This window comes from Limimaricola pyoseonensis (assembly GCF_900102015.1).
GTDB classification, from domain to species: Bacteria; Pseudomonadota; Alphaproteobacteria; order Rhodobacterales; family Rhodobacteraceae; genus Limimaricola; species Limimaricola pyoseonensis.
Window position 1 is genome coordinate 562,678 of record NZ_FNAT01000001.1, and the last position, 24,984, is coordinate 587,661.

27 protein-coding genes, 1 tRNA gene and 1 riboswitch are annotated in these 24,984 nt (G+C 69.7%); of the genes, 16 read left to right on the forward strand and 12 right to left on the reverse strand.

Annotated elements, in window-relative coordinates; translation table 11 throughout:
• The first annotated feature begins 313 nt into the window (after window positions 1–313).
• Window positions 314–414: riboswitch (TPP riboswitch) on the forward strand.
• Window positions 415–468: 54 nt separating this feature from the next.
• The 11 genes from thiD to BLT43_RS02695 all read left to right on the forward strand — a co-directional run bounded on the left by thiD (window position 469) and on the right by BLT43_RS02695 (window position 10,506).
• Complete coding sequence (gene thiD, locus BLT43_RS02645; RefSeq protein ID WP_423222107.1) at window positions 469–1,275, forward strand: bifunctional hydroxymethylpyrimidine kinase/phosphomethylpyrimidine kinase; 807 nt, start codon at window positions 469–471, stop codon at window positions 1,273–1,275.
• Window positions 1,275–2,249 carry an FAD-dependent oxidoreductase gene (locus tag BLT43_RS02650; protein WP_090109822.1) on the forward strand — a complete coding sequence of 325 codons (975 nt, stop codon included), beginning with the start codon at window positions 1,275–1,277 and terminating at the stop codon, window positions 2,247–2,249. Before thiD ends, BLT43_RS02650 begins: the two co-directional genes overlap by 1 nt.
• Window positions 2,233–2,430 carry a sulfur carrier protein ThiS gene (gene thiS, locus BLT43_RS02655; protein WP_090109824.1) on the forward strand — a complete coding sequence of 66 codons (198 nt, stop codon included), beginning with the start codon at window positions 2,233–2,235 and terminating at the stop codon, window positions 2,428–2,430. The genes BLT43_RS02650 and thiS overlap by 17 nt, the downstream gene beginning before the upstream one ends.
• Window position 2,431: 1 nt before the next feature.
• Window positions 2,432–3,202, forward strand: coding sequence for a thiazole synthase (locus tag BLT43_RS02660; RefSeq protein ID WP_090109827.1), 771 nt, complete (start codon window positions 2,432–2,434; stop codon window positions 3,200–3,202).
• The gene (locus tag BLT43_RS02665) at window positions 3,199–3,795 is read left to right on the forward strand and encodes a thiamine phosphate synthase (protein WP_090109829.1); all 597 of its coding nucleotides are present in this window, start codon (window positions 3,199–3,201) and stop codon (window positions 3,793–3,795) included. Before BLT43_RS02660 ends, BLT43_RS02665 begins: the two co-directional genes overlap by 4 nt.
• Window positions 3,792–4,775 (forward strand): HesA/MoeB/ThiF family protein, encoded by a 984-nt coding sequence (locus BLT43_RS02670; protein WP_090109833.1) that lies wholly within the window; start codon window positions 3,792–3,794, stop codon window positions 4,773–4,775. Before BLT43_RS02665 ends, BLT43_RS02670 begins: the two co-directional genes overlap by 4 nt.
• A complete protein-coding gene (locus BLT43_RS02675) occupies window positions 4,772–5,707 on the forward strand; it encodes an ABC transporter substrate-binding protein (protein ID WP_090109834.1) in 936 nt (311 codons plus the stop codon). The genes BLT43_RS02670 and BLT43_RS02675 overlap by 4 nt, the downstream gene beginning before the upstream one ends.
• Window positions 5,704–6,375 carry a thiaminase II gene (gene tenA / locus BLT43_RS02680; RefSeq protein ID WP_090109835.1) on the forward strand — a complete coding sequence of 224 codons (672 nt, stop codon included), beginning with the start codon at window positions 5,704–5,706 and terminating at the stop codon, window positions 6,373–6,375. The genes BLT43_RS02675 and tenA overlap by 4 nt, the downstream gene beginning before the upstream one ends.
• Window positions 6,372–7,097: an ABC transporter ATP-binding protein gene (locus tag BLT43_RS02685; protein WP_090109836.1), complete on the forward strand. Its 726-nt coding sequence runs from the start codon at window positions 6,372–6,374 to the stop codon at window positions 7,095–7,097. The genes tenA and BLT43_RS02685 overlap by 4 nt, the downstream gene beginning before the upstream one ends.
• Window positions 7,094–7,825, forward strand: a complete 732-nt coding sequence (locus tag BLT43_RS02690; RefSeq protein WP_090109837.1) for an ABC transporter permease — start codon at window positions 7,094–7,096, stop codon at window positions 7,823–7,825. The genes BLT43_RS02685 and BLT43_RS02690 overlap by 4 nt, the downstream gene beginning before the upstream one ends.
• Window positions 7,826–8,088: 263 nt before the next feature.
• Window positions 8,089–10,506: a mechanosensitive ion channel domain-containing protein gene (locus BLT43_RS02695; protein ID WP_090109839.1), complete on the forward strand. Its 2,418-nt coding sequence runs from the start codon at window positions 8,089–8,091 to the stop codon at window positions 10,504–10,506.
• Between the two features lie 183 nt (window positions 10,507–10,689).
• On the opposite strand, the gene BLT43_RS02700 is transcribed toward BLT43_RS02695, so the two are convergent.
• From BLT43_RS02700 to iscR, 11 genes are all read right to left on the reverse strand, one after another.
• On the reverse strand, window positions 10,690–12,345 hold the full coding sequence (locus tag BLT43_RS02700; protein WP_090109841.1) for a BCCT family transporter: 1,656 nt from the start codon (window positions 12,343–12,345) through the stop codon (window positions 10,690–10,692).
• 177 nt (window positions 12,346–12,522) lie between these two features.
• A tRNA-Arg gene (locus BLT43_RS02705) sits at window positions 12,523–12,599 on the reverse strand.
• 73 nt (window positions 12,600–12,672) lie between these two features.
• On the reverse strand, window positions 12,673–13,893 hold the full coding sequence (locus BLT43_RS02710) for a cysteine desulfurase (protein ID WP_090109843.1): 1,221 nt from the start codon (window positions 13,891–13,893) through the stop codon (window positions 12,673–12,675).
• On the reverse strand, window positions 13,886–14,491 hold the full coding sequence (locus tag BLT43_RS02715; protein WP_090109845.1) for a YIP1 family protein: 606 nt from the start codon (window positions 14,489–14,491) through the stop codon (window positions 13,886–13,888). Before BLT43_RS02715 ends, BLT43_RS02710 begins: the two co-directional genes overlap by 8 nt.
• Window positions 14,492–14,493: 2 nt before the next feature.
• Window positions 14,494–14,979 (reverse strand): hypothetical protein, encoded by a 486-nt coding sequence (locus BLT43_RS02720; protein ID WP_090109847.1) that lies wholly within the window; start codon window positions 14,977–14,979, stop codon window positions 14,494–14,496.
• Between the two features lies 1 nt (window position 14,980).
• Window positions 14,981–16,264: a Fe-S cluster assembly protein SufD gene (gene sufD / locus BLT43_RS02725; RefSeq protein WP_090109848.1), complete on the reverse strand. Its 1,284-nt coding sequence runs from the start codon at window positions 16,262–16,264 to the stop codon at window positions 14,981–14,983.
• Complete coding sequence (sufC, locus tag BLT43_RS02730) at window positions 16,264–17,019, reverse strand: Fe-S cluster assembly ATPase SufC (protein ID WP_090110243.1); 756 nt, start codon at window positions 17,017–17,019, stop codon at window positions 16,264–16,266. The genes sufD and sufC overlap by 1 nt, the downstream gene beginning before the upstream one ends.
• 17 nt (window positions 17,020–17,036) lie before the next feature.
• Window positions 17,037–17,627, reverse strand: coding sequence for a hypothetical protein (locus BLT43_RS02735; RefSeq protein ID WP_090109850.1), 591 nt, complete (start codon window positions 17,625–17,627; stop codon window positions 17,037–17,039).
• Window positions 17,627–19,165: a Fe-S cluster assembly protein SufB gene (gene sufB / locus BLT43_RS02740; RefSeq protein WP_090109852.1), complete on the reverse strand. Its 1,539-nt coding sequence runs from the start codon at window positions 19,163–19,165 to the stop codon at window positions 17,627–17,629. Before sufB ends, BLT43_RS02735 begins: the two co-directional genes overlap by 1 nt.
• A gap of 19 nt (window positions 19,166–19,184) precedes the next feature.
• The gene (locus BLT43_RS02745; protein WP_090109854.1) at window positions 19,185–20,228 is read right to left on the reverse strand and encodes a cysteine desulfurase family protein; all 1,044 of its coding nucleotides are present in this window, start codon (window positions 20,226–20,228) and stop codon (window positions 19,185–19,187) included.
• Complete coding sequence (gene iscR / locus BLT43_RS02750) at window positions 20,225–20,683, reverse strand: Fe-S cluster assembly transcriptional regulator IscR (RefSeq protein ID WP_090109856.1); 459 nt, start codon at window positions 20,681–20,683, stop codon at window positions 20,225–20,227. The genes BLT43_RS02745 and iscR overlap by 4 nt, the downstream gene beginning before the upstream one ends.
• Window positions 20,684–20,855: 172 nt before the next feature.
• Here iscR and BLT43_RS02755 point away from each other — a divergent pair, with 172 nt between their 5' ends.
• Window positions 20,856–21,509, forward strand: coding sequence for an alpha/beta hydrolase (locus BLT43_RS02755; protein ID WP_090109858.1), 654 nt, complete (start codon window positions 20,856–20,858; stop codon window positions 21,507–21,509).
• Entirely contained in the window at window positions 21,509–22,102 is a 594-nt protein-coding gene (locus tag BLT43_RS02760) for an HD domain-containing protein (RefSeq protein ID WP_090109860.1), read from the forward strand. The genes BLT43_RS02755 and BLT43_RS02760 overlap by 1 nt, the downstream gene beginning before the upstream one ends.
• A 4-nt stretch (window positions 22,103–22,106) precedes the next feature.
• Here the strand turns inward: BLT43_RS02760 and BLT43_RS02765 are convergent, their stop codons facing one another.
• Window positions 22,107–22,514, reverse strand: coding sequence for a DUF4112 domain-containing protein (locus tag BLT43_RS02765; protein ID WP_090109862.1), 408 nt, complete (start codon window positions 22,512–22,514; stop codon window positions 22,107–22,109).
• 134 nt (window positions 22,515–22,648) lie between these two features.
• Here BLT43_RS02765 and BLT43_RS02770 point away from each other — a divergent pair, with 134 nt between their 5' ends.
• The 3 genes from BLT43_RS02770 to BLT43_RS02780 are packed head-to-tail and all read left to right on the forward strand — an operon-like array spanning window position 22,649 to window position 24,896.
• Window positions 22,649–23,860: an NADP-dependent isocitrate dehydrogenase gene (locus BLT43_RS02770; protein WP_090109864.1), complete on the forward strand. Its 1,212-nt coding sequence runs from the start codon at window positions 22,649–22,651 to the stop codon at window positions 23,858–23,860.
• Between the two features lie 7 nt (window positions 23,861–23,867).
• Complete coding sequence (locus BLT43_RS02775; protein WP_090109866.1) at window positions 23,868–24,230, forward strand: hypothetical protein; 363 nt, start codon at window positions 23,868–23,870, stop codon at window positions 24,228–24,230.
• 54 nt (window positions 24,231–24,284) lie between these two features.
• Complete coding sequence (locus BLT43_RS02780) at window positions 24,285–24,896, forward strand: YitT family protein (protein ID WP_090109868.1); 612 nt, start codon at window positions 24,285–24,287, stop codon at window positions 24,894–24,896.
• Window positions 24,897–24,984 lie beyond the last annotated feature (88 nt).

Sequence of the window (24,984 nt, forward strand, 5' to 3'; positions counted from 1 at the left end):
GCCCCCGCGAGCGGGTGGTGCCGATCAGCTCGGGCTGGGGAAGCACCGATCGGCTCGCCGTCACTCTCGCGCTCGCGAACCACTGGAGGCGTGCCATGCGACCGTTTCTGGCTGGCTGAAAACCGCGTAGCGTGGCGGCAGCGATTCTCCGTGAGAACAGCCCCCGGCCCGTGGCCTGATCCTCCAACCTCCCGAAGGGCCGCCCCCCCGCCCCCATTGGTTCGTGGCCGCACCAAAGCGCCCGCGCCCTCCGAAAACGAACGGCCCGCATCCGCGCAGGTTGTGCGCCATCGCGCCTGCTGCTACCAATTCAGCGAATCCGTTGGGGTGCCCCGTCTGGGGCTGAGAGGCGCGAGCCAACCCATCGAACCTGATCCGGACAATACCGGCGTAGGGAACGGAGCATGATCGCGCGCGGCCGAAGGCCGCTGCCCCGTCGTCCTCCGTCCGTCGTTGGTGGAGGAGACGATGATGACGCCACATGTATCCGCACTGACCATTGCCGGCTCCGACAGCGGCGGCGGCGCCGGCATCCAGGCCGACCTCAAGACCTTCTCGGCCCTCGGCGTCTACGGCACCAGCGCGATCACCGCCATCACCGCACAGAACACCCGCGGCGTGCGCGCGGTCGCGCCGGTCGCGCCCGCCATGGTCGCGGCGCAGATCGCCGCCATCCTCGAAGACATCGCGCCGCGGGCGATCAAGATCGGCATGCTCTCCTCGCCCGAGATCGTCGCCGCGGTCGCCACGGCGCTGGCAGGATATGCCGGCCCGGTCGTGCTTGACCCGGTGATGGTCGCGAAGTCGGGCGACCGGCTGCTGGCCGAAGAGGCCGAGGCGGCGCTGATCGAGGCCCTGCTTCCGCGCGCCGACGTCCTGACGCCCAACCTGCCGGAGGCCGCGCGCCTGCTGGGCCGCGATCCGGCCCGCGATGCCGCGCAGACCGAGGCGCAGGGCCGGGCGCTTCTTGCGCTCGGCGCCCGGGCGGTGGTGATGAAGGGCGGCCACGCCGAGGGGGTCTCCTGCATCGACCGGCTCGTGACGCCCCATGGCGTCACGCCGATGGCACAGCCGCGCCTTGCCACGCGCAACACGCATGGCACGGGGTGCAGCCTGTCCTCGGCCATCGCCGCCGAGCTGGCCAAGGGGGCCAAGCTCGAGGCGGCGGTCCGGCGCGCCCAGTCCTGGCTGCATGGCGCGATCCGGGGGGCGGACGGGCTGGGCCTCGGCGCCGGCCATGGCCCGGTCCACCACTTCCACGAGGTCTGGGCGTGATGCGGGCCAAGGTGCTGGGCGCCGGCGTCGCCGGCCTTTGCGTGGCGGCCGAACTCGTCGCCCGTGGCTGCGAGGTCACCGTCTTCGACCCCGCGCCCCGACCCGGGCCGCATGGCTGCTCGTGGTGGGCCGGCGGCATGCTGGCGCCGTTCTGCGAGGGCGAGACGGCCGAGGAGCCGGTCGTCCGGCTCGGCCGGGAGGCGGTCGACTGGTGGCAGCGGCAGGGCGTGCGGGTCGAACGCCACGGCACGATTGTGCTCACGCTCGGCCGCGACCGGCGCGAGCTCGACCGCTTCGCGCGGCGCGTGGAGGGCCATGCCGCGCTCGACGCCGCGGGCCTCGCCGCGCTCGAACCCGATCTCGGCGGCCGCTTCGACCGGGCGCTGCATGTCGCGGCCGAGGCGCATCTCGATCCGCGCGTCGCGCTGCTGCATCTGCGCGACCGGCTGGAGCGCGAGGGCGTCGCCTTCGTCGAGGGGCCCGGCCCGGCGGGCGGGCCGACCTTCGATTGCCGCGGCCTCGCGGCGCGGGACAGCCTGCCGGACCTGCGCGGCGTGAAGGGCGAGATGGCGGTGCTGCGCAGCCCCGATATCCGCCTCGCCCGCCCCGTCCGGCTGCTGCATCCACGCTTTCCGCTCTATGTCGTGCCGCGCGCGGACGGGCACTTCATGCTGGGCGCGACGCAGATCGAAAGCGACGACCGCCGCCGCAGCGTCCGCTCCGTGCTCGAACTGCTCTCGGCCGCCTATGCGCTGCACCCCGCCTTCGGCGAGGCCGAGCTGGTCGAGATCGGCGTCGATGCCCGCCCGGCCTTTCCCGACAACCTGCCCCGCCTGCGGCGACGCGGCGAGACGATCCACGTCAACGGGCTGTTCCGCCACGGCTTCCTGCTCGCGCCCGCGCTGGCGCGGATGGCGGTCGAGGCGGCCTGCGACCACACCACACCGGAGCTGATGGATGAAGATCATGATTAACGGCACCGCCACCGAGGTGGGCGCTGAGACGCTCGACGCGATCCTGGCCGAGCTCGGCTACGGCGACGCCAAGCTCGCCACCGCCGTCAACGAAGACTTCGTGCCGGCCACGGCGCGCGCGGACACGAGGCTCGCCCCCGGCGACCGGGTCGAGATCGTCACGCCGCGGCAGGGAGGCTGAGATGCAGCTCTACGGCACTGAGATCGCGTCGCGGCTGATGCTCGGCACCGCGCAATACCCCTCGCCGCACGTGCTGGCCGAGGCCTTCCGCCGCTCCGGCGCGGGCATCGCGACGGTGTCGGTCCGGCGCGAGGCCGGTGGCGAGCGGGCCGGCGCGGCCTTCTGGGACCTCGTGCGCGAGCTGGGCGTGGCGCTGCTGCCCAACACCGCCGGCTGTCATTCGGTGCGCGAGGCGGTCACCACGGCGCAGATGGCGCGCGAGCTGTTCGACACGAACTGGATCAAGCTCGAGGTGATCGGCCATGCCGACACGCTGCAGCCCGACCCCTTCGGGCTGGTCGAGGCCGCCCGCATCCTGAGCGAGGACGGCTTTCGGGTCTTTCCCTACACCACCGAGGACGTGGTTCTGGCCGAGCGCCTGCTTGCCGCCGGCTGCGAGGTGCTGATGCCTTGGGGCGCGCCGATCGGCACCGGGCTGGGCCTGACCAACATCTACGGCCTGCGCACACTCAGGGCGCAGTTCCCCGAGGTGCCGATGGTCATCGATGCCGGGCTCGGCCTGCCCAGCCAGGCGGCGATGGCGCTGGAGATGGGGTTCGACGCGGTGCTGCTGAACACCGCCGTCGCGAAGGCCGGCGACCCGGCCGGCATGGCCGAGGGCTTCGCCCGAGCGGTCGAGGCCGGGCGTCTGGCCTTCGAGGCCGACCCGATGGAGCCGCGCGAAATGGCCGCGCCCTCGACCCCGGTGATCGGCAAGGCGTTTCTCGCATGACGCTCGACCGTTTCTACCCGATCTTCGACGGGCCGGGCTGGCTCGAACGGGCGCTGCCGCTGGGCGTCAGGCTGGTGCAGCTGCGGCTCAAGCAGGTGCCGGAGGCCGAGCTGCCGCCGCTGCTGTCGCGGGCGCAGGCGCTCTGCCGCGCCCATTCGGCGGTGCTCGTAGTCAACGACCACTGGCGCGCGGCGATCGATGCGGGCTGCGACTGGGTGCATCTGGGTCAGGAAGACCTCGACACCGCCGACCTGCCCGCGATCCGCCGGGCCGGGCTGAAGCTCGGCGTCAGCACGCATGACCATGCCGAGCTCGACCGCGCGCTGTCGCTCTCGCCCGACTACGTGGCGCTCGGCCCGGTCTACCCGACCATCCTCAAGAAGATGAAGTGGCACCAGCAGGGGCTGGAGCGCGTCACCGAATGGAAGCGGCTCGTGGGCGAGCTGCCGCTGGTCGCCATCGGCGGCATGAGCGTCGCGCGCGCGGCCGGCGCCTTCGCGGCGGGCGCGGACATCGTCTCGGCCGTCACCGACATCACGCTGAACGACGACCCCGAGGCGCGCCTGCGCAAGTGGATCGAGGCGACGCGATGAACCGCTATGCCCGGCAGGTCGCCGTGCCCGAACTGGGCCCCGAGGGGCAGGAACGGCTGCGCCGCGCGAAGGTGCTGGTGGTCGGGGCCGGCGGGCTGGCCGCGCCGGTGCTGCAATATCTTTGCGGCGCGGGTGTCGGCCATGTCCGGCTGGTCGATCCCGACCGGGTCGAGGCGTCGAACCTGCACCGGCAGACGCTGTTTCGCGAGGCCGACATCGACCGCCCCAAGGCCGAGGCGGCGGCCGCCGCGCTGGCCGCGCGCAACCCCGAATGCCGCGTCACACCGGTGATTGCGGCGCTCGAGCCGGACAATGCCGCGGCGTTGTGTGACGGCACGGACCTCGTGCTCGACTGCGCCGACAGCTTCGCGGCGAGCTACATCCTGTCCGACAACTGCCACGCCGCCGGGCGGCCGCTGGTCAGCGCCTCGGTCATCGGGATGGACGGCTATGCCGGCGCCTTCTGTGGCGGCGGGCCGAGCCTGCGGGCGGTGTTTCCCGAACTGCCGGGGCGCGCGGGCTCCTGCGCCGAGGACGGCGTGCTGGGGCCGGTGGTCGGCGTCATCGGCGCGCTGCAGGCGCAGATGGCGCTGGCCCTGCTGGCGGGCATCGCGCCCTCGCCGCTGGGCCGGCTCGTGACCTTCGATGCGCGCAGCTACCGCTTCGGCGGCTTTGACTTCACCGGCGCGGCCGAACCCGAGCGGCGCCCCGGCTTCCTGTCGCCCGCGCGGATCGCCGAGACCGATTTCCTCGTCGACCTGCGGGCCGAGGACGAGGCGCCGCTGGTCCGCCCCGCGGCGCACCGCCTGCCCGTCACGGCCTTCGGGCCGGACGGCCCCGTCCCTGCCCCCGGCCAGCGGGCCGTGCTGTGCTGCCGCTCGGGCCTGCGCGCCTGGGCCGCCGCCGAGCGGCTCGCCCAAGCCTGGAACGGAGAGATCTGCCTCGTCGCCCTGGGCGACCCCACCGGAGAGACCCGATGAAAGCCGCACTCACCACCCTCGCCCTTCTGGCCGCCACGCCGGCCGCCGCGCAGGACGAACTCACCGTCATGCTCGACTGGTTCGTCAACCCCGACCACGGCCCGATCATCGTCGCGCAGGAGCAGGGCTACTTCGCCGAGACCGGGCTCACGGTCGAGGTGATCGCCCCCGCCGACCCGGCCGATCCGCCCAAGATGGCCGCCGCCGGGCGGGCCGACCTGGCCATCTCCTACCAGCCGCAGCTGCACCTGCAGGTGGCCGAGGGGATGCCGCTCGTGCGGGTGGGCACGCTGGTCGCCACGCCGCTCAACTGCCTGCTGGTGCTGGAGGACGGGCCCATCGACGAGATCGCCGATCTCGCGGGCCGCAAGGTCGGCTTCTCGGTGGCCGGCGTCGAGGAGGCGCTGCTCTCCTCGATTCTGGCCGCCAACGGCCTCGCGATGCAGGACATCGAGCTCGTCAACGTCAACTGGTCGCTGTCGCCCGCGCTCATGTCGGGCCAAGTCGACGCCGTGATCGGCGCCTTCCGCAACTTCGAGCTCAACCAGATGGAGATCGAGGGCGTCGCGGGGCGGTGCTTCTATCTCGAGGAAGAGGGACTACCCGCCTATGACGAGCTGATCTACGTCGCCAACCCCGAGACCATGGACGCGGATCGCGTCCGGCGCTTCCTCGCCGCGACCGAGCGCGCGACGCAGTTCATCGTCAACCACCCGGACGAAAGCTGGGAGATCTTCGCCGGCACCTCGGCCGAGCTGCGCGACGAGCTGAACGAGCGCGCTTGGGCCGACACCATCCCGCGCTTCGCCCTGCGGCCCGCGGCGCTGGACGCGGGCCGCTACCACCGCTTCGAGGTGTTCCTGAACGAGGCCGGGCTGGTCGAGGGCACGCGCGCCGTCTCGGACCTCGCGATCGACCTGGGGGCGCAATGAGCTACGGCACCACCTTTCCGCTCTGGCGCGCGGCCGCCGGCGACGCGTGGCAGGCCTATACCCGCCATCCCTTCGTCGAGGCGATGCGCGACGGCACGCTGCCGCGCGCGGCGTTCCTGCGCTACCTCGTGCAGGACTACCTGTTTCTCGTCCATTTCTCCCGCGCCTGGGCGCTGGCCGTGACCAAGGCCGAGACGCTGGACGAGATGCGTGCCTGCGCCGCCACCGTGCACGGGCTGCTCGACCAGGAAATGCAGCTGCATGTCGAGACCTGCGCCGCCGAGGGCATCCCCGAGGCGGATCTCTTCGCCGCGCGCGAAGCGCCGCAGAACATCGCCTATACGCGCTACGTGCTCGACGCCGGCCATTCGGGCGATCTTCTCGACCTGCTGGCCGCGCTCGCGCCTTGCGTCCTGGGCTATGGCGAGATCGGCGCGCGGCTTTCGGCCGAGGCCGAGCACCCCGCCTATGCCGACTGGATCGCGACCTATGCGGGGGCCGACTACCAGCGCAGTTGCCGCGAGGTCGGCGCGCTGATCGACGCGGCGGTCGCCCGGCGGCTCGGCACCGTGCCCGAGACCAGCCCGAGATGGCCCCGTCTCTGCGCCCGCTTCGACATGGCGACGCGGCTCGAGGCCGACTTCTGGGGCATGGGGCTCGCGGAATGAGCGCCGCGCCGTCGCTGCGCCTGTCGGGCCGCGCGGCGATCGGCGGCGTGCCGATCTTCGGCCCCGTCACGCTCGAGGCGCCGGCGGGCGCCTGGACCTGCCTGCTCGGCCCCTCCGGCGTCGGCAAGTCCACGGTCCTGCGGCTGCTCGCGGGCCTCGGCGAAGCCGTTACCTTCGAGGGCGAGATCGCGGCGGGCGACGGCGCGCCGCTTGAGGGGCGTGTGGCGCTGATGGCGCAAAGCGACCTGCTGATGCCCTGGCTCGACGTGACCGCCAACGTCATGCTCGGCGCGCGGCTGAGGGGCGAGACGCCGCGCGAGGACCGGGCGCGCGCGGTGCTGGCGCGCGTGGGCCTTGCCGAGCACGCCGGCAAGCGGCCCGAGGCGCTCTCCGGCGGCCAGCGACAGCGCGTCGCACTGGCGCGCACCCTGCTGGAGGACCGGCCCGTCGTGCTGCTCGACGAACCCTTCTCGGCGCTCGATGCGCGGTCGCGGGCGCGGATGCAGCATCTGTCGGCCGAGCTTCTGGCCGGGCGCACGGTGCTGCACGTCACCCACGACGCGGGCGAAGCCGCGCGGCTGGGCCGACACGTCCTGCTGATGAGCCGCGAGGGGCTCGAGACCGTCACGCCGCCCACCTGCGCACCGCCGCGCCGCTTCGACGCGCCCGAGACGCTCGCCTTCCAAGGCCGCCTCCTGCGGCAGCTGATGGAGACCCTATGAGCCGCGCAGCCTCCCTTCTCGGCGCCGGGCTTCTGGGCCTTGCGGCCTGGCAGGCGCTTGTCACGCTGGGCGACCTGCCCCGCTTCATCCTGCCGGGGCCCGGGCTCGTGCTCTCGACGCTGTGGAGCAGCCGGGCGCTCATCGCCGAGCACGCGCTCGTCACCATCGTCGAGGTGCTGCTGGGCCTCGGGCTGGGCGCGGCCTGCGGCTTTGCCTCGGCCATCCTGCTGGCGGCCTCACCGCTCGCGCGCGCGCTGCTGCGCCCCATGCTCGTCTTCAGCCAGGCGGTGCCGGTCTTCGCGCTGGCGCCGATCCTGACGCTCTGGCTCGGCTACGGGCTCGGGTCCAAGGTCGCGATGGCGCTGCTCATCATCTACTTCCCCGTCACCTCCGCCTTCTTCGACGCGCTGATGCGCACCCCGCCCGGCTGGCTCGAACTGGCCCGCGTGATGAACGCGACCCCGGCCCGCACCCTGTGGCGCATCCGGGTGCCGGCCGCCCTGCCCGGCTTCGCCTCTGGCCTGCGGCTCGCCGCCGTCTACGCCCCGATCGGCGCGATCATCGGCGAATGGGTGGGCGCGTCGCGGGGGCTCGGCTACCTCATGCTGCTCGCCAATGGCCGCGCGAAGATCGACCTGATGTTCGCCGCGCTGATCGTGCTGGCCGTGCTGGCGCTCTGCCTCCATGCCGCCATCGACGCGGCCTGCCGGCGACTGCTCGGGGCGTGACGGCCGGCACCCCGCCCCCGGACGGCCCCGTGGCATGGGCGATGGGTGGCCGAGCGGCGCCATAGACGCCGATGTGAGGTGCGCCCCCCTATCGCCCGGCGCGAACCCGCGTTACCTGTCACAGCCGAAACGGCCGCGTTTTCAACGCACGGCCCCCGATCGAACCGGGGCGCCCACGGGGGCGCGCCAGCAGGATGACCCGCGACCCGGGCCCTCGCAGGAGGCCCGGACATGTCGCGTTGATAGCAGAAGAAAGGCCGCCGATGCCGCGACCCCTTGCCCGATTGCTGCCCGCCCTGGCCCTGATGCTGGGCCTGATCTTCGGACTGGCCGCACCGCATGACGCCACAGCCCAGATGCTCCCCGCGCCCTCAGAGGCCGGCCCGGAGGGCGAGGACGGCGCGCCCGAGGCGGAGGCCGGCCCGCTCACGGGTCTTCTCGAGGTGCTGCGCGACGAAACCGCGCGCGAGGCGCTGATCGCCGAGCTCGAGCGCGTGACCACCGAAACCGGCGCCGTGGGCGGCCTCGAGGCGGTGGCCGAGGAGGTGCAGCAGATCGAGCAGCGCCCGTCGATCGGGGCGCAGGTGGCCCAGATCACCCAAGGCATCGCCGAAGGGCTGGCCGAGCAGGCCGACCGGATCGTCCGCAGCTTCTCGGGCGACGGCAACCTTCTGGGCGGGCTGGCGAGCCTCGACCTGCCGGTGCTGTGGGAGACCTTCCAGAGCCTGATCCTGGTGATCGTCATCACCGTCGCCGTCTGGCTCGGGCTCAGGGCGCTGATGCAGCCGATCTACCGGCGCATGGGCCAGCGCGCCGAACAGGCCAACTTCCTGCGCACGATCTTCCTGTTCATCGGCTCCACCGCGCTCGACGTCGTGGTGGTGATCGCCGCTTGGGCGCTGGGCTACGCGATCACGCTGCTGGCGCTGGGCGAATATGCCGAGGTCGGCTTCCGGCAGGCGCTCTATCTCAACGCCTTCCTGCTGGTGGAACTGGTCAAGGTGGCGATCCGCGCCATCGTCTCGCCGGCCACCGGCGGGCTGCGGCTGGTCAACCTGTCGAACAGCGCCGCGGTGCGGCTGAACCGGCACGTCAACGTCGTGGTCAGCGTGCTGGGCTACGGCCAGCTGCTGGTGGTGCCGCTGGTCAACCGCAACATCTCCTTCGCCGCCGGTCTCGGCGTCTCGGCGCTGCTGTCGGTCTTCGTGCTGGTCTACCTCGTGGCGCTGGTGATCCGGCACCGCGCCAACGTCGCCAACTGGATCGCCCGCCGCCTGATGGCCGAGCGGGTCGAGGAGGAAAGCGACGAGCCCGACGCCGAGGCCACGACCCCGGCCGGCGACCCCGCGCTGCAGGCCGCGGCGACCGGCGGCCCCACCGACGAGCGGCCCGCGCGCAAGCAGCTGGGCGGCATGCTCGGCACGCTGACCCGGACCTGGCACTGGTTCGCGCTGACCTATCTGGGCTTCATGTTCGTCGTGGTGATCTCGCGCTCGGGCGAGGTCGTGGCCGACTACCTGATCGGCTCGGGCAAGGTGCTGGCCGCCGCGCTGATCGGCTCGCTGATCATCGGCGCCATCGGCCGCGGCCTGCGCCACGGCGTGGTGCTGCCCGACGAGATGCGCCGCAAGCTGCCGCTTCTGGAGCCGCGTCTCAACGCCATAGTCCCCAAGCTGCTGATCGCGCTGCGGCTGCTGGTCTCGGCGGCGGTCATCCTCTTCACCCTCGACGTGATCGGCCTGCTCGATCTCGGTGCGTGGTTCGCCTCGCCGATCGGGCTCGAGGTCTCTGGCCGGGTCGTCTCGGTGGTGCTGATCCTGCTGGTGGCGGCGATGATCTGGTTGGCGGTGAACAGCTGGATCGACTTCCGGCTCAACCCCGAAGTCGGCCGCGCTCCGACCTCGCGCGAGACCACGCTGCTGACGCTTCTGCGCAACGCCTTCGCCATCGCGATGCTGATCTTCACGCTGATGTTCGCGCTGGCCGAGATCGGCCTCGACATCGGGCCGCTGCTGGCATCGGCCGGTGTGCTCGGCCTCGCCATCGGTTTCGGCGCGCAGAAGCTGGTGCAGGACATCATCACCGGCGTCTTCATCCAGTTCGAGAACGCGATGAACGTGGGCGACGTCGTCACCGTGGGCGGCACCACCGGCGTGGTCGAGAAGCTGACCGTGCGCTCGGTGAGCTTGCGCGACGTGCAGGGCACCTTCCACATCATCCCCTTCTCCAGCGTCGACATGGTGTCGAACTTCATGCGGGACTTCTCGTATTTCGTCTGCGACATGGGCATCGCCTATCGCGAGGATGTCGAGGAGGCGAAGCAGGCGATGTTCGACGCCTTCGAGGAGCTGAAGACCGACCCCGACCAGCGCGTCAACATCATCGGCGAGATGGAGTGGTTCGGCGTCAACAGCTTCGGCGACAGCGCCGTGGTGGTGCGCTCGCGGATCAAGACCGTGCCCGGCACGCAGTGGGGCCTGGGCCGCGCCTATAACGGCATCCTCAAGCGCATCTTCGACGAGCGCGGGATCGAGATCCCCTTCCCGCACCAGACCATCTACTTCGGCGAGGCCAAGGACGGCCGCACCCAGGCGCTGCGGCTCAAGCGGGTCGACGACGGCGCCTTCGGCCCCGAGGCGGAGGATGGTGGCGAAGCCGGCGAACGCCCGGCCGAAGGCTGAAGATCAAGGGTGGCCCGGGCGCCATGCGCCCGGACCACCCACCGACGACGCGGCCCCATGCGAGGGGCCGCCGGAGAGCACGATGCTCTCATGCTGGCCGAAGCACCCGAAGGCTCCGGCCGGCATCATGCCCTGATCAGGACCGATGCCCGGCCCCGCGCCGGCGGCGCGGGGCCTAGCGCCTCACTCCGCGGCGTCGACGCGGGCCGGCGCGGGCTCGCCCTCCTCGATCTGCTGATAGGCGTCGTGCACGCCGCCCATGTTGTGATCCGCCTCGCTCTCGCTGCGGAAGCGCTGCCGGTGGCGGTGCACCATCAGGTCGTCCCAGCGCAGCGCCCGCACGAGGCCCCAGGCGATCAGCGCCAGCACGATCGCGAAGGGAAAGCCCGCGATCACCGCCGCCGCCTGCAGCGCGCCGAGGCCGCCTGCGAGCAGCAGCACCGAGGCCACCGCCCCTTCGGAGATCGCCCAGAACACCCGCTGCACCTTGGGCGGGTTCGGGTCGCCCCCGGCGGTCAGCATGTCGATCACGAAGCTGCCGGAGTCCGACGAGGTCACGAACCACATCACGATCAGCACCGTCGCGAAGAGCGAGGTGAACGAGGCGAAGGGGAAGTAGTCGAGCAGCACGAACATGGTGTTGGCGTAGTTCTCGCGCGTGGCCTCGACCAGCGCCGGGTCGCCGCCCAGCGAGATCTGGATCGCCGTGCCACCGAAGGCGGTGAACCAGAAGAACATGATCGAGCACGGCAGAAGCATCACGCCCAGCATGAACTCGCGCACCGTGCGGCCACGGCTGATCCGGGCCACGAAGACGCCCACGAAGGGCGCCCAACTGACCCACCAGGCCCAGTAGAAGATGGTCCAGGCGTCCTGCCAGTCACCGCCCTCGTTGCCGTTCACCCAGCCCTCGGACCAGGTGCCGAGCTGCAGGAAGCGGCTGAGGTAATAGCCGTAATTGTCGACGAAGCTGTCGAGGATGAACAGCGTCGGGCCGACGATCACCATGAAGGCGAGGAAGAGCAGCGTCAGCACGATGTTGATGTTCGACAGCCGCTTGATTCCGGCGTCGAGCCCCGCGACGACCGAGATCGTCGCCATGGCGGTGATCACGGCGATGATCGCGATCTGCACCGCGACGTTGTTGGGGATGCCGAAGAGCTCGCTCAGGCCGGCATTCACCTGCGTCGCCCCCAGACCCAGCGAGGTGACGATGCCGAACATCGTGCCGAACACCGCGACGATGTCGACCGCGTCGCCCCAGCGGCCGTAGATCCGGTCGCCGATCAGCGGGTAAAGCGCCGATCGGATCGCCAGCGGCAGCCCCTTGCGAAAATGGTAATAGGCCAGCGCCAGCGCCACCACGGCGTAGATCGCCCAGGCGTGGAAGCCCCAATGCATGAAGCTGATCGCCATCGCCTCCTGCGCGGCGGCCACGGTTTCGGGCTCGGCCAGAGGCGGCGCGAAGTAGTGGTACATCGGCTCGGCCACGCCCCAGTAGATCAGGCCGATGCCGATCCCGGCCGAAAACAGCATCGCCGTCCACGAAAACAGCGAATATTCGGGGCTCTCATCCATCCGCCCCAGCCGCACGTCGCCGAAAGGGCCGAGCCCCATGAACAGAACGAAGAGCAGCAGCGCGTTGACCAGCAGGATCATCGCCCAGCCGAGATAGCCGGCCAAGAGCGCCTGCGCGCCCTGGAAGATGCTGTTGGCGAGATCATCGAACAGCGCGCCGAACAGGATGAAGCCCACGATCAGCCCGGCCGAAATGATGAAGACCGGCCGGTTCACCTTAGGAAAGATCCAGAACCGTTCCTGAGGTCGCATGCCTGACATGTCGTTTCTCCCGGTTGAGCAAGTTTTTGCTCAACGCGGCGAAGGGCCGACCTGTTCGGCAAAGGAGCACATTAATGCCCGAAGGGAGAGGTTTCGCGCCGCGACGCGCAACCCGGACGCGAAGCCCGGCGGCGTGCTTCAGCCTCGGCCTGCATCGCGATGATGTTCAATGGGAAGTGGCGCACCCGAGAGGATTCGAACCTCTGGCCTCTGCCTTCGGAGGGCAGCGCTCTATCCAGCTGAGCTACGGGTGCCTGAGCGCCGGGATAGGCGAAAGAACGGGCGGGCGCAACGGCTTTTCTCGCCCGCCCCGGCGTCAATTTCCGGTCAGGCGAAGAGCTCGTGGCACAGCTCCAGCGCCTCGACCAGACGGTCGACCTCGGCCTCGGTGTTGTAGAGCCCGAAGGAGGCGCGGCAGGTCGCGCCGGTGCCCAGATGCTCCATCAGCGGCATCGCGCAATGCGTGCCGGCCCGCACCGCGATGCCCTTCTTGTCGAGCACGGTCGAGATGTCGTGCGCGTGCGCGCCGCCCTCGATGGTGAAGGAAAATATCGCGCCTTTTCCTTCCGACTGGCCCTGAAGATTGAGCCAGTTCAACCCCTTGAACCGCTCGATCGCCCGGTCGCGCAAGCGGCGCTCATGCGCGGCGATGTTGTCGAGGCCCAGCTCCAGCATCCAGTCCAGCGCCACGCCCATGCCGATGGTCGAGACGATCGAGGGCGTGCCGGCCTCGAACTTCATCGGCGGCGCGTTCCAGGTGACGGTGTCGCGCGTCACCTGGTCGATCATGTCGCCGCCGCCCATGAAGGGCCGCATCTCGGCCATGCGCGCCTTCTTCACGAAGATCGCGCCCGAGCCCGAGGGGCCGTAGAGCTTGTGGCCGGTGATCGCGTAGAAGTCGCAGCCGATCTCCTGCACGTCGACCGGCATGTGTACCGCTGCCTGGCTGCCATCGACCAGCACCGGCACGCCCTTCTCGCGCGCGCCCTCGCAGATCGCCTTCACGTCGACCACCGTGCCCAGCACGTTCGACATGTGGGTGACGGCGACGAGCTTGGTCTTCGGCCCGATCGCGTCGATCACCGCCTGCGGGTCGAGATCGCCCTTGGCGTCGACATCGACCCACTTGATCTTCACGCCCTGCCGTTCGCGCAGGAAGTGCCACGGCACGATATTGGCGTGGTGCTCCATGATCGACAGCACGATCTCGTCGCCCGGCTCCATGCGCGGCATGGCCCAGCCATAGGCGATCATGTTGATGCCTTCGGTGGTGCCGGTGTTGAAGACGATCTCGTCCTGCGAGGGCGCGTTCAGGAAGCGGCGCACCACGTCGCGCGTGCCCTCGTAGCGCTCGGTCGAGATGCTCGAGAGCGTGTGCAGCCCGCGATGGACGTTGGAGTATTCCTCGGCATAGCCGCGGGTGATCGCGTCGAGCACCACCTGCGGCTTCTGCGCCGAGGCGCCGTTGTCGAGGTAGACCAGCGGCTTGCCGTTGATCTCCCGCGACAGGATCGGGAACTGCGCCCGGACGTCTGCGACGTCATACATTGGGAAGTCCTCCTTGGAGGCCGATGCCGGTCAACGCCAGCAACAGGGCAATCGTCGCGCCGATGCCGATCAGCGCGAGAAACAGGGTGATCACCGCGCGTCCCGGCCCGGAAAAGCCATGCAGCGCGGCGGTGAACTGGACGAGGCACCAGAACAGGTAGACCAGGCCCGCAAGGCCGATCAGCCCGCCGAGCGGCGGCAGCACGAGGATCGTCACGCCCTGGATCAGCCGCAGGAGCATCGCCAGCACCTCGAGCCAGACGACGATGGCCAGCGCCTCGTCGAAGCGGCCCGAGCCGCCGAGCGCGCGGCCCGCGGCCGAAAGGCCGAAGGCCAGAAGCAGCAGCGAGGTGCCCAGAAGCCCGGCATAGGCGAAGGGCGACAGGCCGAAGCCCTGCATGTCGGGTTCCGGCAGGCCGTCGGTCGGCACGGCGGGCATCGCGCCCTGCAACAGCGCGGTGAGCAGCACCGACAGGCAGGTGACGAGCACGAGCCCCTGCCCGACCGTGGCGCGGCTCAGCGGCAGCGTCATGACGCGCTGGCCCGCCTCGCGCGGGGCGCGCAGGCTCAGCCGGAGAAGATCGGCAACAAGAGCCATGCTCAGTCCTTTCGCGCGATGACGGCGCGCAACCCTTGCGCCCAGAACAGGAAGAAGGCCGCGATCCAGACCGCGCCGACCGCGCTGGTGGCGAGGCCCGGGCCGTTCAGCCCCGATTGCAGCCCGTAGAGCAGACCCGCCGGCGTGGCGGCGAGAAACGCCCAGAACAGCGACAGCCGCGCCTCGAAGGCGGTGACGCCGGCGCGGAAAACCTTCAGCACCAGCCAGCTCGCCCCGGCCAGCACGTAGAAGAACAGCGGCCAGACGAAGATCCAGGCCAGAAGCTCGTAGGCCATGAGCTGCGCGACCTCGGCCTGCGTCTCGAAGGCGACCCGCGCCAGGCGCGGCCATTGCGCGACGAAGATCAGGCCGCAGGCGACGAAGAGCCAGCCCACGGCCTTGTCCTCGCGCCGCCCCTCGGCGGCGAGATCGGACACGACCTGGCGCGGGGCGCGCCAGGTCCGCAGGATGTCCGAGGACACCGCCATCTCAGCGGCGCCGTTCGAGCCAGCCGGCAAGCTGCAGACGCAGCGTCTCGGCCAGGTCCTCGTCCTCGATCTCGGCCAGCGCCTCGGCGACGAAGGCCAGCACGAGCAGGTCCTGCGCCTTGTCCTCGGGGATGCCGCGGGACTTGAGGTAGAACAGCGCCGTCTCGTCGATCGCGCCCGAGGTCGAGCCGTGCGAGCACTGCACGTCGTCGGCGTAGATCTCGAGCTCCGGCTTGGCGAGGAAGTTGGCATCCTCGTCCAGGAGCAGCGACTGGCTGATCTGGTAGCCGTCGGTCTTCTGCGCGCCGGGCTCGACGAGGATCTTGCCCTGGAACACGCCGGTCGCGCCGTTGCGCAGCACCTTCTTGAAGACCTGCCGGCTTTCGCAGTTCACCGCGTCATGGGTGATGAAGACCGTGTCGTCGTGGTGGAAGTCGCGCCCGTCGCCGAGCGCGGCGCCGGCGACATGCGCCACCGCGTCGTCGCCCTTCAGCGTCACGATCACCTCGTTGCGGGTCATCATGCCGTTGAGCGAGAGCGTGAAGCTCTTGAAGGTGCTCTCCTCGCCCAGACGCGCGAAGACATGGGTGGCGGCGCGACGCTCGTGGTCGCGGCCCTGCATACGCACGTGGTGGAAGCCGCCGCGATCGGCGATGTCCACTTCCATGGCGGTGTTGAGCCGCGCCGCGCCGACGCCGCTTTCGAGCAGGGTCAGATCGGCCCCGTTCTCGACCCGCACCACGTGGCGCAGCACCGCCTCGGCCCGGTCGTCCGAGCGGCGGTAGTCGAGATGCACGGGCTTCGACACTTTGCCGGTCGCCCGCAGGACGATGCCGTCCTCGGCGAAGGCGGTGTTGAAGGTGGCCAGCGGGCGGTCGACCCGGTTCTGGCCCGCCGTCTCAAGAACGCCAAGCAAACCCTTGATCCAGTGGATGTCCTTGGTCACGGCTTCCGAGAAGCGCTCGATCTCGAGATGCTCCAGCGACAGGTCGTCGGAGGCCTCGGCATCGAACACGCCGTCGGTGAAGACGACGCGCAGCACGTCGGTCTCCTCGAAGCCGGGCGCATCGAGCGCGATCTCGGCGCGCGGGGTCTCGCGCGCCAGGAACTCGGCCGGGTTGGTGAAGCGCCAATATTCGTCGCGGCGATAGGGCAGCCCCATGCCGGTCAGGCGGTTCAGCGCGTCCTGGCGCGCCTCGCGGGCCCAGGCAGCGCCGCCCTCGGGGATCGAAAGCCCCGACAGGCGCGCCTCGGTGGCGTCGGTTTTCGCCTTGGGAAGCGCCATTATTGCACCTCGTCCATCAGGTCGGCATAGCCGTTCTTCTCGACCTCGAGCGCCAGCTCGGGGCCGCCGGTCTTCACGATGCGGCCGTCGGCCATGATATGCACGACGTCGGGCACGATGTGGTCGAGCAGGCGCTGGTAGTGCGTGATCACGAGGAAGCTGCGGCCCTCGTCGCGCAGCGCGTTGACGCCGTCGGAGACCAACTTCATCGCGTCGACGTCGAGGCCGGAGTCGGTCTCGTCGAGGATGCACATCTTCGGCGCCAGAACCGCCATCTGCAGGATCTCGTTGCGCTTCTTCTCACCGCCCGAGAAGCCGACATTGACGGGACGCTTCAGCATCTCGGCGTCGATCTTCAGATCCTTGGCCTTCTCGCGCACCAGCTTGAGGAAGTCGGCGGCCGACACCTCGTCCTCGCCGCGCGCCTTGCGCTGCGCGTTGTAGGCGGTGCGCAGGAAGGTCATGTTGCCGACGCCGGGGATCTCGACCGGATACTGGAACGCAAGGAACAGACCGGCGGCAGCGCGCTCCTCGGGCTCCAGCTCCAGCAGGTCGATGTCGCCCATATGGGCGGAGCCATCGGTCACCTCGTAGCCGTCGCGGCCCGACAGCACGTAGGAGAGCGTCGACTTGCCCGAGCCGTTCGGACCCATGATCGCATGCACCTGGCCCGCGCCGACCTCGAGGTCGACGCCCTTCAGGATCTGCTTGTCCTCTTCCTCAAGTTTGACCTTCAGGCCCTTGATGTTCAGCATGTTTTTCTCCTTCCGCATCACTTCCTGCGGGTGAATGTCTGCATGATCCAGGCCAGCTCGGTGGCCGGGATCGGCGTGGGTGTCAGGGCGAACTCAGCCATCCGGCCATGCATCGCCACCGGGGCGCCGAAACGTTCGACCTCGTGATAGGTCGGCCGCCCGGCGTAATCGTCGAAGAACAGCCGCACCGGACGGGTGATCCGGAACAGCACGGCGAGGAAACAGGCGGCACGGAACCGGCCGTCGACGAGCACCACGTCCGGGTGGACGAAATCCTCGCGATCCCAGACCGAGAGCGGGTAGCGGTGGAACCGCCGCCACAGCGTCTCGTCCGCCGGCTGGCCCCACTTGCCCGTCGGGCCGATATCGGCGTGGTGCAGATGCACCGCCGCCCGCGGCGGTTCGGCCTCAAGGCGGCGCTCGAGCTCCGCGATCCAGCCCCTGTCGCTCTCGACCGAGAAAACGGTGCGGCCCGAAAGCCCCGCCGCCATGAGGGTCGAGCCACCGGCGCCGTATTCGAGGATCGCGGACGCAGCCTCGTAGCCCGCGCGCAGCGCGCGGGCCTCCGCCTCAGGCAGAGCGAGGGGGCTGTCCGCGACCGCGTCCATCAGCCGACCGAGCCCTCGAGCGAGATCGCGACGAGGCTCTGCGCTTCCATGGCGAACTCCATCGGCAGCGCCTGCAGCACTTCCTTGCAGAAGCCGTTGACCACGAGGGCCACCGCCTCCTCCTCGTCCATGCCGCGCTGGCGGCAGTAGAACAGCTGCTCGTCATCGACCTTCGAGGTGGTCGCCTCATGCTCGACGCGGCTCGAGTTGTTCTTCACCTCGATGTAGGGGACGGTGTGCGCCCCGCACTTGTCGCCGATCAGCAAAGAGTCGCACTGGGTGTAGTTGCGGCTCTCCTTGGCCTTCGGGTGCATCGAGACGAGGCCCCGATAGGTGTTCTGCGCCTGGCCGGCCGAGATGCCCTTGGAAACGATGCGCGACTTGGTGCGCTTGCCCAGGTGGACCATCTTGGTGCCGGTGTCGGCCTGCTGGTGGTTGTTGGTGATGGCGATCGAGTAGAATTCGCCCTGGCTGTCGTCGCCGCGCAGGATGCAGGACGGGTACTTCCACGTCACCGCCGAGCCGGTCTCGACCTGGGTCCACATCACCTTGGAGCGGTCGCCGCGGCAGTCGGCGCGCTTGGTGACGAAGTTGTAGATGCCGCCCTTGCCGTCCTCGTCGCCCGGATACCAGTTCTGGACGGTCGAGTACTTCACCTCGGCGTCTTCCTCGACGACGATCTCGACCACCGCCGCGTGCAGCTGCGCGGTGTCGCGCTTGGGCGCGGTGCAGCCCTCGAGATAGGACACGTAGGAGCCCTTGTCGGCGATGATCAGCGTCCGCTCGAACTGGCCGGTGTTCTCGGCATTGATGCGGAAATAGGTCGACAGCTCCATCGGGCAGCGCACGCCCGGCGGCACGTAGACGAAGGAGCCGTCCGAGAACACGCCCGAGTTCAACGTGGCGTAGTAGTTGTCCGACTGCGGCACGACCGAGCCGAGATACTTCTTCACCAGTTCCGGGTGGTTGCGGATCGCCTCGGAGATCGAGCAGAAGATCACGCCCGCCTTCTCCAGCTCCTTCTGGAAGGTGGTGCCGACGGACACGCTGTCGAACACCGCGTCGACCGCGACCTTGCGCTGGCCGTCGGCCGGGGCCTGGTCCTCGGCGCCCTCGACGCCGGCGAGGATCATCTGCTCCTTCAGCGGGATGCCGAGCTTCTCATAGGTCGCCAGAAGCTTCGGATCGACCTCGTCGAGCGACTTCGGCTTCACCTCCATGCTCTTGGGGCGGGCGTAGTAGTACTGCTCCTGGAAGTCGATCTTGGGATAGTCGACCATCGCCCAGTTCGGCTCCTCGAGCTGCACCCAGCGCCGATAGGCCTGCAGGCGCCACTCGGTCATCCACTCGGGCTCTTCGTTCTTCTCCGAGATGAGGCGGACGATGTCCTCGCTCAGCCCTTTCGGGGCGTAGTCCATCTCGATCTCGGTGTTCCAGCCGTGCTTGTAGGTGCCGGACAGCTTGGCGACGGCATCCACCGTCTCCTGATCGACGCCTTCCTTGGCTTCCTTGGTCATGTCCTGCTCGAGGATCGCCATAGCGGATCTCCTTTCCTCTTCACGCCGCGCGGGCGCGCATTTTCCTGTAGGCCGAACCCCAGGCCTCTGCGAAACGCAGAACCTCGTCCTCGGTCGTTTCCAGTCCCAGCGACACCCGGATCGCGGAGGCCGCGATGCCGTCGTCGTATCCCATGGCGGTCAGCACCCGGCTGGCGCGGACCTTGCCGCTCGAGCAGGCCGACCCGGCCGAGATCGCGTGGCCGGCGAGGTCCATCGCCATCACCTGCGTCTCGCCCTTCCAGCCCGGGGCGGAAAAGCAGCTCGTGTTCGGCAGGCGCGCAGCGCCCCTGCCGGCAAAGATAAGATCGGGCGCCGCGCTTTCCACCGCCTGCTCCAGCATGTCGCGCAGCCGTGCGACCTGCTCCCAGCGCCCGTCCGAAAGGTCGCGCTGCGCCGCGCTCGCGGCGGCGGCCATCCCCGCGATGCCGATCACGTTCTCGGTCCCGGCGCGGCGGCCCATCTCCTGCCCGCCGCCGCGGATGCGCGCGGCCAGGTCGGTGCCGCGCTTCAGGATCAGCACGCCCACGCCCTTCGGCCCGCCGAACTTGTGCGCCGAGAGGATCGCCATCTCGGCCCCGGCCCAGTCGAAGGCGAAGGGCACGCGACCGAAGCCCTGCGTCACGTCGCTGAGCGCGAGGCCCTGCGGCAGGTCCTGCACCACGCCGGTCTCGGAATTGGCGAGCTGCAGCACCGCGCGGGCGGGCTCGGCCACCGTGACCCGGCCCTCGCCGTCCACCGGCAGCGCGTCCGACACCCAGGCCGAGATCGCGTCATGCTCGACCGCGGCCCCGTCGAGGCCGCGCCCCTCGAGCGCCAGCGCCGCCGCCTCGGTCGCGCCCGAGACGAAGACGATGTCGGCCGCCATCGCGCCCGCGGCCTCGGCGATCTCGGCACGCGCCCGCTCGACCAGCGCCTTGGCGGCGCGGCCCTCGGCGTGGACCGATGACGGGTTGCCGGTCACGTCCATCGCCGCGGCCATCGCGGCGCGGGCCTCGGGGCGCAGCGGCGCCGTGGCGTTGTGATCGAGATAGCTTCGGCTCATTCGTCCACCACATGGAACAGCGACGGCACCGCCGGGCACGGCGCGAGCGAGTTGCCGGTCACGTCCGACAGCCGCGTCTGGTGCAGAAACACGTAGACATGCGCCGAAAGCCCTTCCCACAGCCGGTTGGTCAGCGATTGCGCCCGGCTGCCCGAAGCACCGCCCGAGACGCCCGCGCCCTTGTGCATCGCGCTCACCGTTTCGTCCACCGCCGCGAGGATCTCGGCCACCCGGATCTCGGCCGCGGGCCGCGACAGGCGGTAACCGCCGCCCGGGCCGCGCACCGACTCGACCAGCCCCTCGCGGCGCAGCTTGACGAAGAGCTGCTCGAGATAGGGCAGAGAGATGTCCTGCCGCCGCGAGATCTCGCCAAGGCTGACGAGGTCGCCTTCGGGCTGCAACGCCAGATCGGCCAACGCCACCATGGCGTAACGCCCCTTGGTCGAAAGCTTCATCCCGTGTCTCTCCGCGCCCGTCACAGGGCATTGTCATTGACGCCAATCGAGGGGGTGTTTAACTCCCTCGGACCGCTCCGGGGCGTGGCGCCCTCGAGTTAGAAACGTTCTAAGGTGCCCGATGGTTTCTGTCAAGAAACTGTCACGGATACCGCAGCCGCAAGGGACGCCCATGCCCGAAGTCATCTTCCCCGGCCCCGAGGGCCGGCTCGAAGGCCGCTACCACCCCCAGAAGGACCGCGACGCCCCGATCGCCATCGTGCTGCATCCGCACCCGCAATTCGGCGGCACGATGAACAACCGCGTAGTCTACAACCTGCACTACGCCTTCTACGAGATGGGCTTCACCGTCCTGCGGTTCAACTTCCGCGGCGTCGGCCGCAGCCAGGGCGAGTACGACCAGGGCGTGGGCGAGCTGTCGGACGCCGCCGCCGCGCTCGACTACCTGCAGTCGATGAACTCCAACGCCAAGCATTGCTGGGTCGCGGGCTTCTCCTTCGGCGCGTGGATCGGCATGCAGCTCCTGATGCGCCGCCCCGAGATCACCGGCTTCATCTCGGTCGCGCCGCTGGCCAACATGTACGACTTCTCCTTCCTCGCGCCCTGCCCCTCCTCGGGGCTGATCATCAACGGCTCGGCCGACCGCGTCGCGCCGCCCGCCGACACGGTGGGGCTGGTCAACAAGCTGCACGAGCAGAAGGGCATCACCATCACCCACGAGGTGGTCGACGGCGCCGGGCACTTCTTCGAAGACCCGCACATGGAGACGCTCACCGGCACGGTGAAGTCCTATGTCGGCCGCCGCCTGACCGAGACCACCCGCTGATGGCCGATGGCGCGGGCCCGGCGCGCCTCGACGCGCAGCTTGCTTTCCTCGCGGAGGCGGACCGGCTGAAATCGGTGCTGCGCGCCACTACCCTGCACGACCGCTCGCGCCGCGAGAACTCGGCCGAGCACAGCTGGCACGTGATGCTGCACGCGCTGGTGCTGGCCGAGCACGCGGCGCGGCCCGTGGACGTCTCGCGCGTGCTGACCATGCTGCTGCTGCACGACCTCGTGGAGATCGACGCGGGCGACAACCCGATCCACGGCGACCACGACCCGGCCGAACAGGAGGCCAAGGAGCAGGCCGCCGCCGACCGGATCTTCGGCCTGCTGCCGGCCGACCAGCGCGACGGATTGCGCGCGATCTGGGAGGAGTTCGAGGCCGCCGAGAGCGACGAGGCGGTCTTCGCCAAGTCGATCGACCGGGTGCAGCCGGTGCTGACCAACCTCGCCACCGAGGGCGGCACCTGGCCCGAATACAACGTCACGCAAGAACAGCTCGAGGCCCGCGTCGGCACCAAGGTGTCGCGCGGCGCGCCCGCCATCTGGGACGGGCTGCGCGACCGCATCGCGGCCTGGTTCTCGGGGCGCTGAGGCCTCAGCCGCGGCCGCCCGGGCGGCCCGGCGTCACGTCCTTCATCCACACCGCATCCGCCTCCAGATGCTCGCGCAGGATCGCGGCGTTGCGCAGGTTGGCCTTGAAGCCGAAGTCGATCAGGTCGCCGATCACAGGGATCGAGCCCACCACGTAGTCGATGCCGGTGTTCGCCGCCATGCGGGCGATCTTGCCGCGCGGCACGCCGAGCTGCGTCGCCCGCCAGACCAGCCAGGCCGAGGGCGCGAGCGCGATGGTGTCGCCGATGCCCGGGATCAGGCCCAGAAGGCTGTCATAGCCGAAGCGGAAGCCGAACAGCTTGAAGCGCGCGTCGAGCAGATGCGCCATCCGGTCGAGCCGGGCCAGTTCCTCGGCGTGGCGGATCTCGCGCGTCGTCGTGTCCTTGGGCATGAACGGCCTCCTTTCGCCGCACCAACCCGCGACACGGCGCTTGGTTCGGCCGTATACGAGTGTATGCCGCCTTTCACACCGCCGCGATCTGCGCTATTGCGGCGCCGAACAGCACAACAGATGCGGAGGCCCCCGTGACCAAGATCAAAGTCGAAAATCCGGTCGTCGAGCTCGACGGCGACGAGATGACCCGGATCATCTGGGACTTCATCAAGAAGAAGCTGATCCTGCCCTATCTCGACATCGACCTGAAATACTACGACCTCGGCATCGAGGCGCGCGACGAGACCGACGACCAGATCACCGTCGACGCGGCCGAGGCGATCAAGCATTACGGCGTCGGCGTGAAATGCGCGACCATCACCCCCGACGAGGCCCGCGTCGAGGAGTTCGGGCTCAAGCGCATGTACCGCTCGCCCAACGGCACCATCCGCAACATCCTCGGCGGCGTGATCTTCCGCGAGCCGATCATCTGCAAGAACGTGCCGCGCCTCGTACCCGGCTGGACCCAGCCGATCGTCGTCGGCCGTCACGCCTTCGGCGACCAGTACCGCGCCACCGACTTCCGCTTCCCCGGCAAGGGCAAGCTGACGATCAAGTTCGTCGGCGAAGACGGCGAGACCATCGAGCACGAGGTGTTCCAGGCGCCCGGCGCCGGCGTCACCATGGCGATGTACAACCTCGACGAGTCGATCCGCGACTTCGCCCGCGCCTCGATGAACTACGGCCTCGCCCGCGGCTGGCCGGTGTACCTCTCGACCAAGAACACCATCCTCAAGGCCTATGACGGCCGCTTCAAGGACCTGTTCCAGGAGGTCTTCGACGAGGAGTTCGCCGAGGAGTTCAAGAAGAAGGGCATCACCTACGAGCACCGCCTGATCGACGACATGGTCGCGGCCTCGATGAAGTGGTCGGGCGGCTATGTCTGGGCCTGCAAGAACTACGACGGCGACGTGCAGTCCGACACCGTGGCGCAGGGCTTCGGCTCGCTCGGCCTGATGACCTCGCAGCTGATGACCCCGGACGGCAAGATCGTCGAGGCCGAGGCGGCGCACGGCACCGTTACCCGCCACTTCCGCCAGCACCAGCGCGGCGAGCAGACCTCGACCAACTCGATCGCCTCGATCTTCGCCTGGACCGGCGGCCTCAAGCACCGCGGCAAGCTCGACGGCAACGAGCAGCTGGTCAACTTCGCGCAGACGCTCGAGAAGGTCACCGTGCAGGCGGTCGAGGACGGCCACATGACCAAGGACCTCGCGCTGCTGGTCGGCCCCGACCAGAAGTGGCTCACCACCATGGGCTTCCTCGAGAAGGTCGACGAGTACCTCAACAAGGCGCTCGCCTGATCCCTCGATGGGCTTGAAGCGTTTCACGATCAAGGCGGCGGCGGTCCTTCTGGGGGCCGCCGTCGTCGTCTCGGCCGCGCGCGACCGCTTCGGCGACGCGCCGCTGCCCTCGGCCGATGCCTGTCTCTCGGCGGTCGGCATCAACCGCTGCTCGGGCGATATCGTCGTGCTGGCGGGCGACGACCCGGCGGGCCGCCGGATCTGGCTCGCCCCGGGCCGCGCCCTGCCGCCAGAGGCGGAGGGCCCGTTCCACGCCTGCGAGATCCCGACCCTGCCCGCCCGCGTGCCGCACCGGCTGATCCCCGGCGCCACGGTCTGGGGCTGCGAACTGCCGCCGCGGCTGCGTGACGGCGCGCCTGCGCTGCGCTGACCGACTGGACAGGCCCACTGGACAGGTCAGCGATCCTGCCCTAGATGCGCGGCCATGCGCAGCCGCTCCACCCCCACCCGCCATTCGCTGCTCGAGGACCTGCAGGGCCTCGGCATCGGCATCTTCGCCTGTTCGCTCGGGCTGCACGTGCTCACCCATGTCGGGCTGATCACCGGCCAGACCGCCGGCATCGCGGTGATCATCTCCTACCTGACGAACTGGTCCTTCGGCGCGGTCTTCTTCACCATCAACCTGCCCTTCTACTGGCTGGCCTATCGCCGGCTGGGGCTGGAATTCACGGTGAAATCGGTGATCTCGGTGACGCTCCTGTCGCTGGTGACGGAGTTCCTGCCCGGCCGGCTGACGCTCGGCCATGTCGACATCTGGCTCGGCGCGCTGGCCTTCGGCGTGCTCACCGGGCTCGGGCTTCTGGGCATGTTCCGCCACAATGGCAGCCTGGGCGGGCTCGGCATCCTGGCGCTGATCGCGCAGGACCGGATGGGCTGGCGCGCGGGCTACGTGCAACTCGCCGCCGACGCCGTGATCTTCACCGTGGCGCTGTTCCTCTTCGCGACCTCGACCGTGCTGTGGTCGCTGTTCGGCGCGGCGGTTTTGAACCTCGTCATCGCCATCAACCACCGCCGCGACCGCTACGTCGCCACCTGATCCGTCCTCGGCGCATGTCCGCCATTCCGCCGCGCCGCGGCAACGGGACTGGCCATGGCCCGCCTTTTGCTGTAAAGGGCGCGGCGAC

What these genes read in the sequence shown, in the direction of transcription:
- BLT43_RS02665 (WP_090109829.1), top strand. Translation starts at nt 3,199, where the DNA reads ATGACGCTCGACCGTTTCTACCCGATCTTCGACGGGCCGGGCTGGCTC.
- BLT43_RS02670 (WP_090109833.1), top strand. Translation starts at nt 3,792, where the DNA reads ATGAACCGCTATGCCCGGCAGGTCGCCGTGCCCGAACTGGGCCCCGAG.
- BLT43_RS02775 (WP_090109866.1), top strand. Translation starts at nt 23,868, where the DNA reads ATGGGCTTGAAGCGTTTCACGATCAAGGCGGCGGCGGTCCTTCTGGGG.
- BLT43_RS02695 (WP_090109839.1), top strand. Translation starts at nt 8,089, where the DNA reads ATGCCGCGACCCCTTGCCCGATTGCTGCCCGCCCTGGCCCTGATGCTG.
- BLT43_RS02735 (WP_090109850.1), bottom strand. Translation starts at nt 17,627, where the DNA reads ATGGACGCGGTCGCGGACAGCCCCCTCGCTCTGCCTGAGGCGGAGGCC.
- BLT43_RS02715 (WP_090109845.1), bottom strand. Translation starts at nt 14,491, where the DNA reads ATGGCTCTTGTTGCCGATCTTCTCCGGCTGAGCCTGCGCGCCCCGCGC.
- BLT43_RS02660 (WP_090109827.1), top strand. Translation starts at nt 2,432, where the DNA reads ATGCAGCTCTACGGCACTGAGATCGCGTCGCGGCTGATGCTCGGCACC.
- BLT43_RS02710 (WP_090109843.1), bottom strand. Translation starts at nt 13,893, where the DNA reads ATGTATGACGTCGCAGACGTCCGGGCGCAGTTCCCGATCCTGTCGCGG.
- tenA (WP_090109835.1), top strand. Translation starts at nt 5,704, where the DNA reads ATGAGCTACGGCACCACCTTTCCGCTCTGGCGCGCGGCCGCCGGCGAC.
- sufB (WP_090109852.1), bottom strand. Translation starts at nt 19,165, where the DNA reads ATGGCGATCCTCGAGCAGGACATGACCAAGGAAGCCAAGGAAGGCGTC.
- BLT43_RS02720 (WP_090109847.1), bottom strand. Translation starts at nt 14,979, where the DNA reads ATGGCGGTGTCCTCGGACATCCTGCGGACCTGGCGCGCCCCGCGCCAG.
- iscR (WP_090109856.1), bottom strand. Translation starts at nt 20,683, where the DNA reads ATGAAGCTTTCGACCAAGGGGCGTTACGCCATGGTGGCGTTGGCCGAT.
- thiD (WP_423222107.1), top strand. Translation starts at nt 469, where the DNA reads ATGATGACGCCACATGTATCCGCACTGACCATTGCCGGCTCCGACAGC.
- BLT43_RS02765 (WP_090109862.1), bottom strand. Translation starts at nt 22,514, where the DNA reads ATGCCCAAGGACACGACGACGCGCGAGATCCGCCACGCCGAGGAACTG.
- sufD (WP_090109848.1), bottom strand. Translation starts at nt 16,264, where the DNA reads ATGGCGCTTCCCAAGGCGAAAACCGACGCCACCGAGGCGCGCCTGTCG.
- BLT43_RS02760 (WP_090109860.1), top strand. Translation starts at nt 21,509, where the DNA reads ATGGCCGATGGCGCGGGCCCGGCGCGCCTCGACGCGCAGCTTGCTTTC.
- BLT43_RS02745 (WP_090109854.1), bottom strand. Translation starts at nt 20,228, where the DNA reads ATGAGCCGAAGCTATCTCGATCACAACGCCACGGCGCCGCTGCGCCCC.
- BLT43_RS02685 (WP_090109836.1), top strand. Translation starts at nt 6,372, where the DNA reads ATGAGCGCCGCGCCGTCGCTGCGCCTGTCGGGCCGCGCGGCGATCGGC.
- BLT43_RS02780 (WP_090109868.1), top strand. Translation starts at nt 24,285, where the DNA reads ATGCGCAGCCGCTCCACCCCCACCCGCCATTCGCTGCTCGAGGACCTG.
- BLT43_RS02675 (WP_090109834.1), top strand. Translation starts at nt 4,772, where the DNA reads ATGAAAGCCGCACTCACCACCCTCGCCCTTCTGGCCGCCACGCCGGCC.
- BLT43_RS02700 (WP_090109841.1), bottom strand. Translation starts at nt 12,345, where the DNA reads ATGTCAGGCATGCGACCTCAGGAACGGTTCTGGATCTTTCCTAAGGTG.
- sufC (WP_090110243.1), bottom strand. Translation starts at nt 17,019, where the DNA reads ATGCTGAACATCAAGGGCCTGAAGGTCAAACTTGAGGAAGAGGACAAG.
- BLT43_RS02755 (WP_090109858.1), top strand. Translation starts at nt 20,856, where the DNA reads ATGCCCGAAGTCATCTTCCCCGGCCCCGAGGGCCGGCTCGAAGGCCGC.
- BLT43_RS02690 (WP_090109837.1), top strand. Translation starts at nt 7,094, where the DNA reads ATGAGCCGCGCAGCCTCCCTTCTCGGCGCCGGGCTTCTGGGCCTTGCG.
- BLT43_RS02650 (WP_090109822.1), top strand. Translation starts at nt 1,275, where the DNA reads ATGCGGGCCAAGGTGCTGGGCGCCGGCGTCGCCGGCCTTTGCGTGGCG.
- thiS (WP_090109824.1), top strand. Translation starts at nt 2,233, where the DNA reads ATGAAGATCATGATTAACGGCACCGCCACCGAGGTGGGCGCTGAGACG.